Source organism: Terrabacter sp. MAHUQ-38, from assembly GCF_014518425.1.
Lineage (GTDB): Bacteria > Actinomycetota > Actinomycetes > Actinomycetales > Dermatophilaceae > Terrabacter.
The window spans coordinates 756581-774148 of sequence record NZ_JACVCU010000003.1 but is presented as its reverse complement, the minus strand read 5'-3'; the positions used below and the strand labels follow the sequence as shown (position 1 = coordinate 774148).

15 protein-coding genes are annotated in these 17568 nt (G+C 67.7%); 5 read left to right on the top strand and 10 right to left on the bottom strand.

The genetic code is table 11. From position 1 onward, the window contains the following. Positions 1 to 5 precede the first annotated feature (5 nt). From H9I49_RS14560 to nhaA, 5 genes are all read right to left on the bottom strand, one after another. Entirely contained in the window at positions 6 to 4499 is a 4494-nt protein-coding gene (locus H9I49_RS14560; RefSeq protein ID WP_188031062.1) for a PxKF domain-containing protein, read from the bottom strand. Positions 4500 to 4819: 320 nt separating this feature from the next. Further along, positions 4820 to 5659, bottom strand: a complete 840-nt coding sequence (locus tag H9I49_RS14555) for a serine hydrolase (RefSeq protein WP_223128682.1) — start codon at positions 5657 to 5659, stop codon at positions 4820 to 4822. After that, a complete protein-coding gene (locus H9I49_RS14550; protein ID WP_188031061.1) occupies positions 5652 to 6563 on the bottom strand; it encodes an alpha/beta fold hydrolase in 912 nt (303 codons plus the stop codon). The genes H9I49_RS14555 and H9I49_RS14550 overlap by 8 nt, the downstream gene beginning before the upstream one ends. A gap of 29 nt (positions 6564 to 6592) precedes the next feature. After that, positions 6593 to 7096 (bottom strand): phage holin family protein, encoded by a 504-nt coding sequence (locus H9I49_RS14545; RefSeq protein ID WP_188031060.1) that lies wholly within the window; start codon positions 7094 to 7096, stop codon positions 6593 to 6595. 111 nt (positions 7097 to 7207) lie between these two features. Further along, the gene (gene nhaA, locus H9I49_RS14540) at positions 7208 to 8599 is read right to left on the bottom strand and encodes a Na+/H+ antiporter NhaA (RefSeq protein ID WP_188031059.1); all 1392 of its coding nucleotides are present in this window, start codon (positions 8597 to 8599) and stop codon (positions 7208 to 7210) included. A gap of 279 nt (positions 8600 to 8878) precedes the next feature. Between nhaA and H9I49_RS14535 the strand changes: the two genes are divergently transcribed. After that, positions 8879 to 9121 carry a hypothetical protein gene (locus tag H9I49_RS14535; RefSeq protein WP_188031058.1) on the top strand — a complete coding sequence of 81 codons (243 nt, stop codon included), beginning with the start codon at positions 8879 to 8881 and terminating at the stop codon, positions 9119 to 9121. Between the two features lie 122 nt (positions 9122 to 9243). After that, the gene (locus tag H9I49_RS14530; RefSeq protein ID WP_188031057.1) at positions 9244 to 10005 is read left to right on the top strand and encodes a methyltransferase domain-containing protein; all 762 of its coding nucleotides are present in this window, start codon (positions 9244 to 9246) and stop codon (positions 10003 to 10005) included. Positions 10006 to 10027: 22 nt separating this feature from the next. On the opposite strand, the gene H9I49_RS14525 is transcribed toward H9I49_RS14530, so the two are convergent. After that, positions 10028 to 11227, bottom strand: a complete 1200-nt coding sequence (locus H9I49_RS14525; protein WP_188031056.1) for a hypothetical protein — start codon at positions 11225 to 11227, stop codon at positions 10028 to 10030. 226 nt (positions 11228 to 11453) lie between these two features. Here H9I49_RS14525 and H9I49_RS14520 point away from each other — a divergent pair, with 226 nt between their 5' ends. Beyond that, on the top strand, positions 11454 to 11897 hold the full coding sequence (locus tag H9I49_RS14520) for a GtrA family protein (protein ID WP_188031055.1): 444 nt from the start codon (positions 11454 to 11456) through the stop codon (positions 11895 to 11897). Positions 11898 to 11960: 63 nt separating this feature from the next. Here H9I49_RS14520 and H9I49_RS14515 read toward each other — a convergent pair whose 3' ends face one another. The 3 genes from H9I49_RS14515 to H9I49_RS14505 form a co-directional block, all read right to left on the bottom strand. Beyond that, on the bottom strand, positions 11961 to 12329 hold the full coding sequence (locus H9I49_RS14515) for a DUF2304 domain-containing protein (protein ID WP_188031054.1): 369 nt from the start codon (positions 12327 to 12329) through the stop codon (positions 11961 to 11963). After that, positions 12326 to 13021, bottom strand: coding sequence for a glycosyltransferase family 2 protein (locus H9I49_RS14510; RefSeq protein WP_370587591.1), 696 nt, complete (start codon positions 13019 to 13021; stop codon positions 12326 to 12328). Before H9I49_RS14510 ends, H9I49_RS14515 begins: the two co-directional genes overlap by 4 nt. A 162-nt stretch (positions 13022 to 13183) precedes the next feature. After that, positions 13184 to 14194, bottom strand: a complete 1011-nt coding sequence (locus H9I49_RS14505; RefSeq protein ID WP_188031052.1) for a glycosyltransferase family 2 protein — start codon at positions 14192 to 14194, stop codon at positions 13184 to 13186. 113 nt (positions 14195 to 14307) lie between these two features. Between H9I49_RS14505 and H9I49_RS14500 the strand changes: the two genes are divergently transcribed. Next, positions 14308 to 15621 (top strand): hypothetical protein, encoded by a 1314-nt coding sequence (locus H9I49_RS14500; protein WP_188031051.1) that lies wholly within the window; start codon positions 14308 to 14310, stop codon positions 15619 to 15621. 116 nt (positions 15622 to 15737) lie between these two features. On the opposite strand, the gene H9I49_RS14495 is transcribed toward H9I49_RS14500, so the two are convergent. Further along, entirely contained in the window at positions 15738 to 17111 is a 1374-nt protein-coding gene (locus H9I49_RS14495; protein ID WP_188031050.1) for a hypothetical protein, read from the bottom strand. A 219-nt stretch (positions 17112 to 17330) separates the two neighbouring features. On the opposite strand from H9I49_RS14495, the gene H9I49_RS14490 reads away from it, so the two are divergent. Continuing rightward, a complete protein-coding gene (locus H9I49_RS14490) occupies positions 17331 to 17513 on the top strand; it encodes a Flp family type IVb pilin (protein ID WP_188031049.1) in 183 nt (60 codons plus the stop codon). Positions 17514 to 17568 lie beyond the last annotated feature (55 nt).

Below are 17568 nucleotides of genomic sequence, written 5' to 3'. Positions count from 1 at the left end.
GTGGACTACTTGATCTTGAAGTACGCCACGAGGTTGCTGTTGTCCTGGGCCGTCATGGTCACCTGGATGCACGAGCCGACTGTCTTGGGCGTCTGCCAGTTCTGGATGAACTGGCCCCCCGTCGAGTCGTAGCGCAGGCTCGTGCCTCCGGTGGTCGTCAGCTCGATGTCGTCGAGAAGCGCGGACGACTGGCAGCTGATCTGCTTGGCGGTGAAGGACTTCACGGCAGAGGTGGCGGTGAGCTCCGTCTGGCCACTGAAGATCTCGAACTTGAGCGGCACGGTCGAGCCACCCTTGACCGAGTTGAGCACCGTGCCCGACGAGCTCATGTCGACCGGCTGGTAGAAGCCCTTGAGCCCCCACGTGCCGATGGTGAACGTGGCCGAGTCCGAGCTCGCCAGGTGGTTGCCGTCCCCGGACCACGACGCGGAGGCCGTGGCGCTGCCCGGGTAGGTGTTGTTGACGTAGGACGGCGTGAGCGAAAGGTCGCTCATTGCCACGCCGGATGCCTTGGCCGAGCACGGCGTGAACGCCGTACCGGTGTAGACGAACGGGCCAGCGGTGCAGGTCACCGTCACGGTCGAGGGAGCCTTCGCGATCGTGAAGGTGTTGTCGCCGGTCGAGCCGGTGTGGTTGGCGTCGCCGTCGTAGGTGGCGTAGGCCGAGGCCGAGCCGGCGTTGGTGTTGTCGGCGTAGCTGACCGGAGCGACGGGGACGTTGAGTCCACCGGCACCCGTGGCCGTCGCGGAGCAGGGCGTGAACGCCGCGCCGGTGTAGACGAACGGGCCAGCGGTGCAGGTCACCGTGACGGTGCTGGTGGCCTTGGTGATCTCGAACGTCTTGCTGTCCGTCGAGCTGGTGTGGTTGGCGTCGCCGGCCCAGGCCGCGGAGGCGTTGGCGGTGCCGACATTGGTGTTGTTGGTGTGGGTGACAGTCAGGCTGGTTGCCTGCAGGCCGGCGCCGGTGAGCAGGGCGGAGCAGGGCGTGAGCGCCGAGCCCGTGTAGACCTGCGAGGTCGGGCAGGACACCGTGACGGTGCTGGTGGCCTTGGTGATCTCGAAGGTCTTGCTGTCCGTCGAGCCGGTGTGGTTCGCGTCGCCGGCATACGTTGCGGATGCGTTGGCGGTGCCGACATTCGTGTTGTTGCCGTAGGTCACGGCGACGGAGGCGTTGAGCCCGCCGACACCGGTCGCAGTTGCGGTGCAAGGCACGAGCGTCGAGCCCGTGTAGACCTGCGAGGTCGGGCAGCTCACTGTGGTGACCGAGTCGGCTTGGCCGATCGAGAACGTGTCGGTGTCGGACGAGGCGGTGTGGTTGGCGTCGCCGGTGTAGCTGGCGGCGGCGTGGGCGGTGCCGGCGTTGGTGTTGGTGGTGTAGGTCACGGCGACGGGGGCGTTGAGGCCGCCGGCTCCGGTGACGGTGGCGGTGCAGGGCTCCTGGGCCTCGCCGGTGTAGGTGACCGTGGCGGGGCAGGTGATGACGGTGGCCGAGGCGGCCTTGTCGATGGTGAAGGTCTTGCTGTTGTTGGAGCCGGTGTGGTTGGCGTCGCCGTCGTAGGTGGCCCAGGCGGTGGCGGTGCCGGCGTTGGTGTTGTCGGTGTAGGTGACGGTGAGGGCCTGGGTCAGGCCGCCGGCTCCGGTTGCGGTCGCGGTGCAGGGGGTCTGTGCCGACCCGGTGTAGGTGACCGTGGCGGGGCAGGTGATGGCGACGCTCGAGCTGGCCGGTGTGATGGTGAAGGTCTTGGTGTTGGCCGAGCCGGTGTGGTTGGCGTCGCCGTCGTAGCTGGCTGCGGCGGTGGCGGTGCCGGTGGTCGTGTTGGTGGTGTAGGTGACGGCGAGCTCGAGGTCGAGCGCGGCGCCGGTGGCCTTGGCGGTGCAGGGCTCGATGGCGGAGCCGGTGTAGACCGCGGTGGCCGGGCAGGTGATGGTGACGGTGCTCGGTGCCTTGGTGATCAGGAAGATGACGAACGTGTCGGCGCCGCCGCTGGCGAGGTGGTGGGCGTCGCCGGGGAAGGTGGCGTAGGCGCGGGCGTCACCGGCGTTGCGGTTGTTCTCGTAGCTGACGCTGAGGGTCTCGTCGAGGCCGCCGGCGCCGGTGACCTTGGCGGTGCAGGGCTCGATGTCGGAGCCGGTGTACTCCTCGGAGGTCGGGCAGTTGACGGCGACGTAGGACGGGGCCTTGACGATGTCGAAGGTGTCCGATCCGGTGCTGCCGTTGTGGTTGGCGTCGCCGCCGTAGCTCGCGGACGCGGTCGCGGTGCCGAGCTCGGTGTTGTCGCTGTACGTCGGGGTCAGGGTGACGTCGCTTGCGGCGACCCGGGTGGCCTTGGCCGTGCACGGCTGCTGTGCTGCGCCGGTCCAGGGCTGGGCCGTGTCGGGGCAGGAGACGACCACAGTGGAAGCCGCCTTGCCGATCGAGAACGACTCGGTGTCGGAGGCGTCTGTGTAGTTGCCGGTCCCGGTGTAGCTGGCGGTGACGGTGACCTCGCCGGCGTTGACGTTGCCGTGTGCGCCGTAGGTGATGTCCGTGGTCGCGCCTGCGAGGTCAGTGCCGATGCCGGCCACTGTGGCGGTGCAGGTGTGGGCGTCACCGGTGTAGCTGGCCGTGGTCGGGCAGATCACGGTGACGGTCGGCGTGTACTTGCCGATCGTGAACGAGCTCCCGCCGGTGGAGCCGCTGTGGTTGGCGTCGCCCGGGTAGCTGGCCGATGCAGCGGCCGTGCCCGCGTCGGTGTTGTCGGTGTAGCTGACGGTGGCCGCCTGGTTCAGGCCGCCGGCTCCGGTGACGGTGGCGGTGCAGGGCTCCTGGGCGTCACCGGTGTAGGTGACCGCGGCGGGGCAGGTGACCGTGACGACGGAAGCCGCCGGGGTGATCGCGAAGCTGCCGGATCCAGTGCCGGAGCCGTGGTTGGCGTCGCCGGCATAGGTGGCCGAAGCGGCCGCGGTGCCGACGTTGGTGTTGTTCGTGTGGGTGACGGGCAGGCTCTCGGACAAACCGCCTGGCCCCGTCACGACGGCGGTGCACGGGGTCAGTCCGTTACCCGTGTACACCCGTGAGTCAGGGCAGGTGACGGTCACGACAGAGTTGGCCTTCGTGATGCTGAACGAGGCCGAACCCGTGCCGCTCGCGTGGTTCGCGTCGCCGGCGTAGCTCGCCGATGCCGTCGCGGTGCCCGCGGTCGTGTTGTCGCTGTAGCTCACGGCGAGCGACTGGTTGAGCCCTCCAGCACCCGTGACCTGGGCGGTGCACGGGGTGTGCGCGGCACCGTCGTAGGTCACGGTCGTCACGGAGCACGTGACAGTGACGTTGACGGGCGCCTTCTGGATGGCGAAGTCCTTGCTGCCGGCGCTGGCCTCATGCGTCGAGTCACCCGCGTAGCCGGCCGACGCCGTGGCGGTGCCGGCGTTGATGTTGTTGGTGTAGCCGACTGACGGGATGGGTGAGTCCAGGCCTCCTGCGCCGGTGACGCGAGCCGAGCACGGCTCAGCGGCTGATCCGGTGTACGTGACACCGGACGGGCAGGTCACCACGACCGTCGAGGAGGCCTTGCCGATGGTGAACGTCTTGCTTCCACTGTTCGCGGCGTGGTTGGCATCTCCCGGGTAGGTGGCGGAGGCGGTTGCCGTCCCGACGTTCGTGTTGTCGGCGTACGTCGGGGTCAGGGTGGCGTCGAGGCCACCCGCCCCGGTTGCGGTCGCGGAACAGGGAGTCTGTGCCGAGCCGGTCCAGGCGACGGAGGCCGGGCAAGACACGCTCACGGTCGACGGGGCCTTGGTGACAGTGAAGTTCTTGGAGCCGCTGCTGGCCTGGCGCGTCGAGCTACCCGCGTATGCCGCGGAGGCCGTGGCCGTGCCGGAGTTCACGTTGCTGGTGTAGGTCACCGGCAGGGACTCGGAGAAACCACCACTTCCGGTGACGACCGCGGTGCACGGCTCGATCGCAGAGCCCGTGTAGGTGGCGGAAGCTGGGCAGGTCACGGTCGTCGTCGTCGGCGTGGCGCATGTTCCGGCGTTCCATTGCACCGTGACGACATCGCTTCGGGTGAGGTTGGAACCGGACCGGTTGGTTCCCGTCGTCGAGTATGTGACCGTGGCGGAACCCGCTCCGGCGACGGTCGGCGTCACGGTGACGGTCGGGTTCGGTGTCGGGTTGGCAGTGGCGCCGTTGGCCAGGCTGCCCCAGTTGCTCGGCAGGGGGATCGACGTTCCGGCTGCTGTTACCGGCGTGCCCGCCGGGGAGACCGCCGTGACGGCGGTCGTCACGGAGAGCGTCTGGCTGTCGGCCCAGACGTTGCCTGCGCTGCCGCCGCTGCTTCGCTGTGCATACACGTCGACGGGCGCGCTCGCCGGAGCTCCACAGGCAATACTGCCGAGGTCCAGAACCGCGACATTCGTTTGCAGTGAGTCGGCGACGAGTTCGTCGGATCGCGCGACGCCGGCGCCTGTGGCCAGGAGCGTGATCGCGGCGACGACGGCAGCGGAAAATCGACGTGCAGACATGGTGGGTTCCCTCCCCGTGAGCGTCGACAACTTCGCCCCCGCGAGTCGACGTTGCGGCAAAGGTAAACGCCACTTCAGGGCTATGTCTGCGGAATCCGAACTTTAGGTAACCGGTTGTGGCGCAAGAGAATTCGCCCTGTCCGGATTGTCCGAATAGTCCGGTCGGGCAATGGGGTTCGAGCACGTTGTGGTGCCGGAGATGCCGGACCCCATGGGCTCTCCCACCGCACCTTCTGAAAAGCGCTCGTTGGCTGAGTCGAGCCTTTCTTGGCTCTGTTTGGTTCGATTACCTGCGCAATCCGTGGACTGGCTGGCCGGCTTCACGGAAGTCGCGCGAGGACCTGCTCGCCGACATGGCGCATACCGCGGAGCACAGCCCACACGGTGAGCTGGTCGAGGGAGGTGCCTGGCGCCGGGTCCCAGTTCGCGATCGCCGCCCACGTGACCGTGCGGTCGCCGGACGTCGCCGCCCCCACGTCGGCGCGCACGCCGGAGTCTGCCCCCGTCTTGTTCCACAGCACGGTCTCGGCGCCGAGCGATGCATGGTGCGCGATGGGGTCGAGCCCACCGCGTTCGACGAGCGCCGATCCCACCATCGTCTGGTCAACGTTGGCCGAGAGCCATTGCCGCACAAGGCGGTCCGCCTCTGGGCCGACAGCCGTCCCGGTCGCGATGCGGCTCATCAGCGCGCTCAGCTCGCCCGCCGTCCCTGTCGAGAGCGTCGGAGGATGGTCGGCCTCGCGGACGTCGCGGACGCGGTCGTGGAGGGCGGTCGCGCGGAGGCCGAGCGAGGTGGCCAGGGCGGCGACCTCGGCGAGGCCGATGCGTCGCAGGAGCACGTTGGTCGCGAGGTTGTCCGACACCGCCCCGACGAGGGCGGCGACGTCGATGAGGGGGAGCGTCTCGACCGAGAGCGTGTGCCACAGCCCCGAGTCGCCCACCCAGAGGTCGACGGTGCGTGTCAGCGGCTCATCGGGGGAGAGCTCACCGGCAGCGATGGCCCGCGCGGTCTCCAGCAGGAGGAGCACCTTGCCGACGGACGCCGTGCGCAACGGCATGTCGGCACCGACCTCGCCGAGCGGCATACCTGATCGGTCGCGGACGCACACCGACCACGTGACGCCGCCGGCGTCGGGAAGCTCGATATCGATATCAGTCAAGGGAACCCAGCCATTTGGTGAGCGTGGCGTTGACCTGGTCGGGAGCCTCCTCCGTGAGGAAGTGGCCCGCACCTCTGACCTTAACGTGGCGGAAGTCCCCTGGCACGAATGCACCCGACCCGTGGGTCGCGTCGGCGATGATGCAGCCGTCGTCGGTGCCTTGGACCTGGAGCACGGGCACCTGGATGGCGTGCCTGATGCGGCGCATGAACATCGGCCCGTCGGGCCGCACGGACGAGCGCCCGAGCCAGCGGTAGTGCTCGGCCGCCGAGTGGGCGACGAACGGGATCATCATGGCGTCGCCGTAGCGTGCGATGTCCTCCGGCTCGGGGTAGGACCCGAACGGTGACGCCCACGAGCGGAGCAGGCGCTCGACGTAGTCATGCGACTGGGTGATCTCGCGCTCGGGGGCGAACGGCTTCTGCAGGCCGGCGATCCAGGCGGAGGCCTTGCGCTGCTTCGCGTTGCTCCACGTGGCGTGACGCATGATCCGGGGGTGCGGCATCGACAGCGACGCGATCGCCCGCGTGACGTCGGGGCGCAGCACGGGCATGCACCACGAGATCCAGCCGCCGAGGCCCTGACCGATGATGACGGCGTCCTTCTCCCCGAGCGCCCTGACGACGGATGCCGTGTCGAGCGTCGCCATGTACGTGTCGTAGCCGCGGGGTGGCTTGTCGGACCCGCCGTAGCCGCGGAGGTCCATCGCGGCCACGTGGTAGCCGGCGTCGGCGAGGGCGAGCATCTGATGGCGCCACGTGTACCAGAACTGAGGGAAGCCGTGGAGCATGAGTACGAGCGGGCCCTCACCGAGCTCGGCGACATGGAAACGGGCGCCGTTGGCGGAGACGTAGCGGTGCTCCCACGGTCCGTCGATGTTGACGAAGGCAGCGTCGACGGGCATGGGAGCGAGGATGGCGTTCGTGGCTCTGGTCAGGCGTCGCGGGATGGGTCGGCCTGCGCCGTGGGCGCGTGGGCGGACGCGGGGATGTCCTTGCGGTCCCACTCGGGTCTGGGAGCCGGGACGACCGTGCCCGGGTGCTCCGTCGCCGCCCTGATCGCGGCGACGGTCTCCTGTGCCTCGGAGATCGTCTTCTCGGGCTTCGGGTTGACCGTCTTCATTTTCCGCACGCCGAGCAGAGCGAGCAGCGCCGCGAGGAGCAGCATGAGGACCGTGACGATGAGGAAGCTGAGCCAGCGGGGGAGCCCCAGCGCCTGGATGCCCTCGGCGATCGTCGTGAAGATGAAGTACACGGAGTAGAAGAGGATGACCGCCGCACCCGCGAGGAGGCCGCCGCCGGCGCCGGCCTTCTTCACCTGAACCGAGATCTCCGCCTTGGCCAGGGCGATCTCGCTGCGTACGAGCGTCGAGATGTCCTGGGTCGCGGACGCGACCAGCTGGCCCAGTGTCCGCTCCTGCCGGGGATCCGTGCTCATGGCTCACTTCCTCGGTTCTCGAAGGTCACGGCGCGGGCGCGCCTACCGGTTGCCACCCTACTGTGCAGTCCGTACCCGGACACGCACCGCAGGCTGCGTCACGCGACGTGCCTACCCCTCGCGCTCGTAGACGTCAGGCACCCCGTCACGGTCGTGGTCGACGGTCTCCCTCACCTCGACGAGGCGGTAGTGCCGGTTGCGCAGGCGGAGGACGACCGTCGCGAGGAGGGCTGCGATGAGGCTGCCGCCGAGCACCGCCATCTTGACGTGCTCGTCGCGCTCCGAGCCGTTGCCGTACGCGAGCTCGCCGACGAGCAAGCTCACCGTGAAGCCGACGCCCGCGAGAAGGGACAGCCCGAAGACGTCCGTCCACGACAGGTCCTCATCGAGCTCCGCCCGGGTGAACCGGGCGACGGCCCACGTGCCGCCCAGGATGCCCACGGCCTTGCCGACGACGAGGCCGACGACGACGCCGATCGCCGCAGGGTCGCGCAGCGCTGCACCGAGCCCTCCGCCGACGACCGTGACGCCCGCGGCGAAGAACGCGAAGACGGGGACGGCGAAGCCGGCCGAGAACGGGCGGAGCCGGTGTTCGAGCCGCTCGGCGAGGGACTGCAGGTCCGGGTCGTCCTCGACATCGCGGTTCACCGGCACGAGCAGGCCGAGCAGGACGCCTGCCACGGTGGCGTGGACGCCGCTCGCGTGCACGAAGCCCCATGCGAGCAGGGCAGGCACGGCGAGCAGGAACGGGTTCGTCAGCTTGTGGCGCAGCAGGAGCCGCCACGCGACGAGCGGGACCGCCGCGGCCAGCAGCCACAGCAGGTTGACGGCCTCCGTGTAGAACACGGCGATGATCGTGATCGCGATGAGGTCGTCGACGACGGCGAGCGTGAGGAGGAAGGACCGCAGGGCACTCGGGAGATGCGTGCCGATCACGGCGAGCACCGCCAGTGCGAAGGCGATGTCGGTGGCCGTCGGGATCGCCCAGCCCCGGAGTATGCCGCCGAGGTCGTTGGCGTCTCCACCACGACTCAGGAGGATGGCTGTTACGGCGAAGAGAATGGCCGGCAGCGCCACGCCGCATGCCGCCGCTGCGATCGGTAGCGCCGCCTTGCGCCGGTCGGACAGGTCACCGGCGACGAACTCTCGCTTGAGTTCGATGCCGGCGACGAGGAAGAAGACGGCGAGCAGGCCATCAGCCGCCCAGGTGCCCAGAGACAGCTCGAGGTGCAGGGCGTGCGGTCCGACCACGCTGTCCCTAAGACCGGCGTACGCGTCTCGCCAGGGTGAGTTGGCCCAGACCAGGGCCGCGACGGCGGCGGCGAGCAGGAGCGCACCACCGACGGTCTCGGCGCGCAGCAGGTCGGCGACGTAACGGGCCTCGCGCCACGAGCCTCGACCCAGCAGACGGTCATGGTTCGAGGCTTCGCCTCGGGCGGTCGGGCTCGTTGGCGTGGAGTGAGGGTCGGTGGCCACGGCATCCCTTCGGGGCGGATGGGTCATCGGACGCCGACCAGACTTCCCGGCACACCCTGGACACGAGCATCTTCGCCGCGAACCACGACAAGTCTACCGAGAACCGGCGGCCGCCTCCGGTTGCACACCCGACCGGCGCGCCCTCAGAGGCAGCTGGTGCGGCGGCAGGTGGCAGCGGGATCGGCCAAAGTCTTTGCTGCTCGGTCAAATCGGACTAATCAGACATCGGTAGTTTGCATGTGGTTGATGCCTCTACATTTGGCGTGGGAGGGGAGATCCCATCGACACGGATCACTTGGGGGAATCATGAGCGACAAAGGGGCCGGCTGGTACTACGTCGGCGACGGCAAGCTGCGTTATCGGGACGAGCACGGCTGGACCGATTTCTACATCGACACGTCTGACCCGCGGGCTCGGGACTGGCCGCCGCCGAAGCCGAGGACGCTGCTCCAGCAGCTCCGCGAGGACGAGGCCCGGCGTACCGCGATCGCGCCGCCCCGGCGCGTCCTGTCGTGGAGGCGGCCGCGGCCTCACCGTTCATCCCGCTGAGCGGCTCGGGCCGCGAAGCGGCTGGTGTCGTGCGGGCCCGACCCCCGGTCTGGTCGGTCTAACCCGGTGCAAGGGTGGATATGTGCGCCCAAACCGGATGCGCCATGGATACGCTCTCGCCCATGAGTCACCAAGAGCAGTTGGCCTTCTTTCAAGCAGTTGCCGACGTGAATGGCGACCTGATTGCGGGTGGCAGGGTCCTGGAGATCGGCTCCTACGACGTAAATGGCACGGTGCGCTCGATCTTTGAAGCCCGCGAGTACGTCGGCGTCGATCTCGTCCACGGTCCCGGAGTGGATATCGTCAGTTTTGGCCATGAGATCGCTGAGCCGTCGGGCAGCTATGACCTGGCCATCTCAGGCGAGTGCTTCGAGCACGATCCGCACTGGCAGGCCACGTTCCTCAACATGGCCCGGCTGACGCGGCCAGGCGGAGTGGTTGCCTTCACGTGTGCTTCGACTGGTAGGCCTGAGCATGGAACCCGGCGGTCCCGCGTGGGCGACAGCCCCGGTACGCAGTCCGAGGGGATCGATTACTACCGGAACCTTTCAGAGGCTGACTTCAGGTCCCTCCCACTGGCAGACCTGTTCGATGAGCACAGGTTCTGGTACATGCCTACAAGTTTCGACCTCTACTTCGCCGGAGTCCGTGCAGGAGCGCGTGACGGGAACATCCCCAGCGACGACCGCGTCGTTGCCATCCGGAGAGTCATGAGTCTCGGCCATCGGGCCTTGAGGCTGCCCTTGCGGGTGGCCAAACGACTGGTCCCGGAGACGCGATATCAGGCTGTCATCCTCCCTTACTGGCTCGGTCTCCTGCGCATCAAGGACGCTGTTGAGCGGACGCGGTCGAACGGCGATGTCTCGGTGCCGCCGAAGGTGTGAATCCGAGCCGGGGCGGGGCCAGCTACGCCGCGAAAGGCAGTAGGGCGGGCGCGGGGTCGAGGATATAGAGGTATCGGATCCAGACCCATTGCAACGAGAGTCCGACGGTGATGAGAGCCAGGGCCGCCATGACCCCGACCGTCCGGCGGGTAGCAGCGGCGTACACCGGCACCACAGCGAGCAACGGTGTCGCCAGGAGCAGGTAGCGCACCACCGCGGGATGAAGGGGCGTGACCGTGAGCACGAACAGCACGTAGGTAGCACCCCACAGAACGAGTTCGGGGGGAAGGCCCAACCGCCTGACACCCAACCCAGCCACGACCAGCACCAGCCCGGTCACGAGAACCAGCAAGGTAAGGCCAGCCAAGCCGCTCGATCGCCACACCGCCCCGAACCATCCGAACTCGAAGCCCTTCAGAATCGACTGAGTCCGTTGCAGGCCGGACTCCGCCGGTCCTTCGGCGGGGCCGGCGTAGCGGGCCGCGATGAAGCTCCATGTCCAAGGTGATGCCAGTGCGATCACTGCCGCCAAGACGATCGGCAGGAGTCTTCTTGTCCTGCCTGAGGCGTCAGTCCTCCAGTGCGCGAGCCCATGAGCCAGGAAGACGACTGCGAACGGCGCCGCGACGGGTCGCGTCAGACTGAGCAGGAGGAGCAGCGGGATCGCCGCCCAGTGTCGGTGCGCGATCGTGGCCATGAGGACGCCTAGTACAAGGACGAGTGCGAGGGCTTCGCTGAACGCCAGCATGAACAAGGGTGCCGATGGAAACGCGTTCAAAGCGAGCGCGCCCCCGGCCGCGAGAAAGGTCGACACCCCCGCGCGAAGCATGAGGTACACGAGAAGTGTCGCAACTGCTCCAAGCACGAGATTGAGTGCGACGGCCGCATGGGGAAAGGTCATTCCGGTGGCCGCCATGACGGCCCGTGCTGCCAGCGGGAACCCTGGGGGAAATGCCCAGGCCCACGCGTCGTTCGCGGACCCGATCTCATCGGAGCGGGGATATCCCTCCATCGCGATCCGCTCATACCACTGGCCATCCCAGTTTGCCCAAACCCCGGCCAGGCCTGGGTGCGCTGGCGTGGCCGTGTGGACGAAATACTCCGAGGGACGTCCCTCTGAATTGGGCCGGCCACTGGCGGCCTGGCTGGACGATGCTGCCCAGAGCTCCAGGAGGTTGACGGTCCGCATTGCAAGGTACGCCAGCATGAGGCAGGCGGCCACGGCCCATCTTGGGCGCTGTCGGTCCAATGCAATGGCTGACATGACGGGCATGGCTCCGATCGCGGGGTGACTGAGCACGCATCGTTGCACGTGGCGCGGGTCAAGGCGCGTCGCGCCACCGTGACCGGTTTTGACCATTTCCGAGCGCCCGAGGGTGTGGCTGGGTCATCATCCTTTCGTCGGGGTAGTTGCACGAGGCTTCTGTCACGCACAGGACGAGGGAGGCATGCCGGTGACGCGCGCGGTGTCCCTTCGTCCTGCAGACGCTGATCTCGGCTGGCTCGCCTTGGCGCTGCGCGACACGAGGGTTCGGTTCGTCGTGACCGGAGCCGCCAACGCGGCGTTGACCTTCGGCGCCTTCGTGTTCTTCCAGTACACCTTGGGTGAGCGCTGGGGCTACCTCTGCACTGTGGTCGCAACGCACGTGACGACTGTGCTCGTGGGTTTCGTCTCCCACCGACGGCTGGTCTTCGAGGTCACCGGGAACCTGCTTAGGGACCTGTGGCGCTTTGAAACGGTGCACCTGTCAAACATGCTGATGACAGCCGCGCTCCTCTCGTTCGGAGTCGAAGCGCTGGGAATGCCCGTCATCGGCGCGCAGGCCATCATTCTCACGTTGAGCGCGGTCTGCAGCTGGTTCGCGCACAGCCGTTTCTCGTTCCGCCGCTGACACCCGGCAGTCTTCGCCTGTTCAACTGCGGCCGCCGCAGGCGATGGCGAGAGCTCTCGGCACTCAGGCGTAGGGCTCACTCGACGGCTGCACGCGTCGCGCCTCTTCTTGGGCGGTGAGGAGGGCCAGCTGCTCTGCGAGGACTGACAGCCTCCGTTCCAGTCGGCTGTGTTCCGCAGTCAGCTGGATGACGATGAGTGCGAGGCCGAGGAAGCCCACGAAGAACAGCAGGTTGAGTGGGATGGCGACGCCCGTGGCAGCTGCCAGGAGATCCAGCAGCCCCGGCGCGACCGCTAGCACAGATGTGAGGCTTGCAACGAGGAGCCAAGTGAGCGCGAACTTGCCGCGGATGTATCGTCGCCGGACCATCTCGACGATGGCGCCGACCAACACGATGGCGCCGGCGACGGCAAGCCAGAAACCGCCTGTCATGCGGCCGCCTCACCAGAGATGGGCCAAGATCGGATGCGGGCCAAGTAGGTCGAGGCAAGCACCCTGGCCACGTAGCGGACGGAGGAAGCCGTGCCCTGGCTCGCGGTCCCAAGCGTGCGCTCACGCATGGACACCGGCGCTTCCGCAATTCGCAGGCCCGCCCGATGGGCGATGACCAGCGACTCGACCGTGTCGCCCAGATACTCGGTGGGGTAGTGCTGTGCGAAGAGCCTGATGGCGCGGCTGGAGTGAGCCCTGAACCCAGACGTCGAGTCGGTGACGCGGGTTCGGACGATTCCGGAGACCGTGCGGGCCAGGACTGTCATGGCAGCACGTCGGTGGCCGGGGATCCAGGCCACGTCACTAGTGGAGAACCGTGTCCCGACGACAACATCCGCCTCGGCCAATCCGGCGATGAGGGCGGCTGCCTGCCACGGATCATGCTGGCCATCCGCGTCGATCTGGATGACGACGCCGTAACCGCGTTCCATCGCGTATCGAAATCCGGTGCGCATGGCGCCGCCGACACCGACGTTGAACGGAAGTCGCGCGACGACCGCATGCGTCGCCGCCACCTTCGCGGTCCGGTCCGTCGACCCGTCGTCGATGACGAGCACGTCACAGTCTGGAAGGGCCGAGTGGATCTCGCGGAGGACGCCTGGCAACGCCGCCTCTTCGTTGTATGCCGGCACGACGATGAGCACCTTCTGGCCAGCGGGCGCCCGTACGGCGCCGATCTGAGGAGTCACGTGCCCATCCCGAAAATGACAGTTCGGGGCGCTCTGCCCCTTGCTCAGACATGCTGACTCAGGACCGACGCACTGTCAGGCGAACGCGAAATCTGACCTGAGGCGTCAGCGCAGGCGCATGAGGCTCCAGTACGCCGCAAGGGAACGGTTGATCATGCCGAGGCCGCGCACCGCTCCGAAGCCGGCCGGGTCGATGTGGGCGGAGAGAAGATCCGTCAACGTTTCCGAGGGCGCCGTGAATGACGCCTGAACTTCAGCACGGCGCGCGCGAAGCCGATGTCGGTTCCGCCAGAGCCACGCGTAGGCACGCAGTTTCTGCCGGGTCCAACCCTGCATCACAGAGAGCACCAGCAGTCCCAGCTCCGCCGCGAAGAGAGCTGGGGCAACTCTGCGGAGGACGTCGGGAGGGTACACGGTCGTGACGGTGATGAGCCGGTTCCGCTCGAGGTGGTACATCTTCAGGACGTTGCGACTGAACTCGTAGTCGTGAATGGCCACGGCGGTTGGCACGTACTCGACCCGGCCTCCAGTCATCCAGGCTCGCAGGCTCAGCTCCACATCCTCGTGGTACATGAAGTAGTCCGAATTGAAGCCGTCGAGAGCCTCCCACTTGGCCCGGCTGATGGCCATGAAGCCTCCACTTGCGGAGGCGGCCGGTCGCGCCGCGTCGTGGGCCGTGGCCGGCTGACCGAACCCGCCCGCCCAGGCGATGCCGGTGAAGTGCACTGGGTTGCCCGCCGAGTTGATCGTCAGCGGGTCGGAGGAGAGCCGCAGGCTGCCCGTGGCGAGGACTGAGGGGTCCTTTTCGACGACCTGGACCAAGCGCCGCACTGCTGAGGTTCCGACGACCAGATCGGAGTTGACGAAGACGAGGACCGAGCCGGTCGCTTCTGTCGCTCCGGCGTTCACCCCGCCTGCGAAACCGACGTTCTGGCCTGGCCGCACGAGGCGCACAGTGGCGGGCCACCGTCTTCGCCTCTCGTCGACGTGGTGGATCCCGTTGTCCACCACGACCAATTCGTCGCCGACACCGACCTGCGCAGCCAATGTTGAGAGGCACGTCTCGAGCCCGGGTTCCGCCCCAAACCCCACCACGATGACCGAGGTTCGCAACACCTTCACCTCCTCCCCGCGGATGCTCGAATGTTCCTGATCCGACCGACCGGTCGACTGTACCGGCGTCGCGACCTCATCATCGTGCGCTGGCCGCGGGTCCGATTTGTGCGAACGTGGGGCGCGGCGCGGCGTTCGATGGCATCGTGGCGGGCGATTGCGACATGAACGGGGAGCAGATGTCGGTAGAGGCGAGCCGTACTTCCGGTGCCGTGACGAACGACGAGACGGGCCGCCGTCGACTGGGCGACTCGCGGCATTGGTATCTCGTCCCTCTCCTGGTCTATGCGGTTTCTCGCCTGGTCGACGCGCTCATCATCACAGTTGCCTCGCGGCGACAGGTCGCCCTCACATCGACCCGTTCCGACTACCACGTGTTTGATCCGACCCCAGCGGCTCCTGGCTATGGCGGAGTCGTGGCCAACTGGGACGGTCAGTGGTACTGGCGCATCGCCACGCGCGGCTACGAAGTGCCGGCCTCTGGAAGCGCAGAGGAAGGTGAGGCCCTGTGGGCGTGGGCCTTCCCGCCCGTCTATCCGTTGCTGGTTCGCGGCGTCATGACGGTGACCCGCTTGCCGTTCAACTGGGCTGCATCACTGGTCAGCGTGGTGGCTGGCGCGGTCGCGATGATGCTGATGTACCGGCTTGTCCGGCGGTACGGCGGACCGTTTCTGGCCCTCGTCACGGTGACGCTCTCCTGCTTCTTCATCAGCGCACCGTTGCTCCAGATCGCCTACAGCGAGTCATTGGCGCTGGCCGTGCTGTTCGCAGCTCTGAATCTGTTGGCCGACAGGCGATACGGGTGGGCGACGAGCATGGTGGTCCTGCTCGCGTACACGCGGCTCGTGACTCTGCCACTGGCGTTCGTCGTCCTGGCCCACGCGGTCGCGCGTTGGCGCGCGGAGGGCCCGTTCTGGCGGCAAGACCGACGCAGCGCAGCCGTCCTCTGTGCCATGGGCGTCGCCAGCGTCGCGGGCGCCGCGCTCTGGATGCTCACAGCGTCGTTGTTCATCGGCCTTAAAGCGGGTACCGGCCGAACCGTTGACCAACGAGAGCTCTTCCAAGGCTGGTTTCGCGATGTGTATGACGTGTTCGGTGCACCGGGGCTCCTCATGCTCATCGCGTTCGTCGTCTTGTTCGGCTTGAACCTGGTGACGCGTCGCGGCCGGATCTGGGGCCCAGAGTTGCGGGCTTGGTCCCTGGCCTACCTGGTCTACCTCTTCTGGTTCACGCCACTCCTGCCCGCCGTGTTCCGCTACCTGTTGCTCGTGCCCACGCTGGTCGTCATCCTTCTCGGGACACCAGTCAAGGCGACCCGTGGCACGGTGGGGCTCCTCGCAGTGGCGGTTGTCGCACTGGTCATTGCACAGTTCTGGTACGCCGGGAACATCTTGGTTGTCTTCACCGAGGAGGCGCGGCCGGGCCCCTAGGCCGAGCCCCGGACCCGGCCGACCACGTTCGCTTGGTCGGGCGTCGTTACGAGCGACCCATCGAGTCCGCGGTGTGTCGGGGTGAGAGCGCTCGCCTCCGCACGCACGCTTCCGGTCTAGCGCCTGAGCAGGACGTACTTCCCAAGAGCTGTCATGCGAGACATGCCCGCTTGCTGCGCCGCCCGCGCCTGGGTCGAGCTGGGAAACGCCACGACGACGTCGGCGTGCTCGAGCGCTGAGCGCCCGCCGTCGGCGTCGCCCTTCATGAACGCAAGGTATGCCGCTTGGTCGGCGCGCGTGAAGGCGTCGAGCGGGTTGCTGACCCAGACCTTGGCACCGGCTGCGGCAAGGGACTCGGCCAGCGGTTCGGCGACGAGAACGACCTGACCCCGGGTCGCTTCGACGATCCGGGCCGCCTCTGCGTCCGCGGCGCGGAAAGTCGGCGCGCGAAGCCCGAGCACGACGGTGGCCACGGTGAGGCAGGCGATGCCAGTCACGGCAGGCACCGCCTTCGGCGGTCTAGTCGTGACGCCCTCCTCGTGGTCGGGACGCTTCCACGTCGTCGCCGCCGGGACCGCGAGGAAAAGGAGCAGCCAGATGCCGTGCCGCGCGGCGAGCAGTGCGGCCACAGCGAGCCCCAGCGCGGCGGCGTACTCCCAGACAGGTCTGCGGCGTCGGAAGCCCACGGACGCCAGCACGACAGCGGCGAGCAGCAGCAGCACGTCGAAAGGGTTGGAGAGGCTCAGCCGGCTCCACATCCCCGCGTCGTCGCTCGTCGCCTCGCCGCCGAACACTCCCAGGTAGTAGCGGGGTGCGCCGAGCAGACCCGGGTTGAGGCAGGTTGCCGCCAGGGCAGCGATGCCGACACCGACGGCTGTCAATGGGGACTGCCGCAGGCGGGAGAAGGCGAGGTAACAGCCGAGCACCGCGACACCGGCCAGGACGGCGCCGTGCAGGTTGCCCCACAGGGCGACGAGCGGGACCGCCCACCAGATCGCGGTGGACGGGTGGTCGTGCTGGCGTCGGACGAGGACGAGCAGGACGGCATACGGCAGGAGCGACAGCAGCTGCGCGCGTGCGATGAGCAGCGGCGCAGCGGCGCCGATGGCGACGGCGACGAGCACGGCCGAAGTCGCCACCGCCCTCGATCTGCGTGACGTCGCGTCCCACGCGAGGGTGGAGAGCACCAGTGCCACGACCACGACCTGTGCCAAGACGACTCCCAGGCTCCCCGCCTCGTGGACGAGCGAGAAGACAAGCTGACCGAGCACCGTCGTGTTCACCCAGTCTGCGGAAAGTGCTGACGCAAAAGGGATTCCGGCCGGAATCGCGCCGTCGCGGCGGATCTCATCACCGAGGGCGGCAAGCCACAACGCATCGGACCCGACGATCGTCAGCGCCGCCGACAGGATCGTCAGCAGGCCGAGCGTCAGAAGGATGAGCAGGTGGGCCGGTGCTCGCCGAGCTCGTGCGCGGGGAATGCCTGGCAACGGTCCTCCGTGATCTGGTGCCGTAGCGCGCTGCTGCGCGCGCCGGGGGCCGTCCCCGACCGCTCCACGGTGTCACCCCGTTGCGTCCCAAAGGTGAAGTTTGGGCCCCGTGTCGTCATCTTTCAAGCATTTTCGAGACACGCCGTCAAGACCCACTTAATCTTCCATCAGCGGGGGGCACATCGGGTGGCCCTGCATCACTGGGAGGAACCCTTCATCATGACCAAGATTGCTGCCAAGATCCAGACCAAGGTCCAGACGATGCTCGACCGCGAGCGCGGTGCGACCGCCGTCGAGTACGGCCTCATGGTCGCGCTGATCGCCGTCGTCATCATCGCCGCGGTCACGCTGCTCGGCAACAAGCTGTCCACGACGTTCAACAACGTCGCCACTCAGGTCTGACCATCCGATACGGGCGCGAGGCCGGGGGGATCGGCCTCGCGCCCGTATCTGGTTC

Bases quoted from the DNA above. Each gene is read 5' to 3' on its own strand.
- H9I49_RS14550 (WP_188031061.1), bottom strand. From the start codon at position 6,563: ATGCCCGTCGACGCTGCCTTCGTCAACATCGACGGACCGTGGGAGCAC.
- H9I49_RS14545 (WP_188031060.1), bottom strand. From the start codon at position 7,096: ATGAGCACGGATCCCCGGCAGGAGCGGACACTGGGCCAGCTGGTCGCG.
- H9I49_RS14535 (WP_188031058.1), top strand. From the start codon at position 8,879: ATGAGCGACAAAGGGGCCGGCTGGTACTACGTCGGCGACGGCAAGCTG.
- H9I49_RS14515 (WP_188031054.1), bottom strand. From the start codon at position 12,329: ATGACAGGCGGTTTCTGGCTTGCCGTCGCCGGCGCCATCGTGTTGGTC.
- H9I49_RS14530 (WP_188031057.1), top strand. From the start codon at position 9,244: ATGAGTCACCAAGAGCAGTTGGCCTTCTTTCAAGCAGTTGCCGACGTG.
- nhaA (WP_188031059.1), bottom strand. From the start codon at position 8,599: ATGACCCATCCGCCCCGAAGGGATGCCGTGGCCACCGACCCTCACTCC.
- H9I49_RS14490 (WP_188031049.1), top strand. From the start codon at position 17,331: ATGACCAAGATTGCTGCCAAGATCCAGACCAAGGTCCAGACGATGCTC.
- H9I49_RS14520 (WP_188031055.1), top strand. From the start codon at position 11,454: ATGCCGGTGACGCGCGCGGTGTCCCTTCGTCCTGCAGACGCTGATCTC.
- H9I49_RS14560 (WP_188031062.1), bottom strand. From the start codon at position 4,499: ATGTCTGCACGTCGATTTTCCGCTGCCGTCGTCGCCGCGATCACGCTC.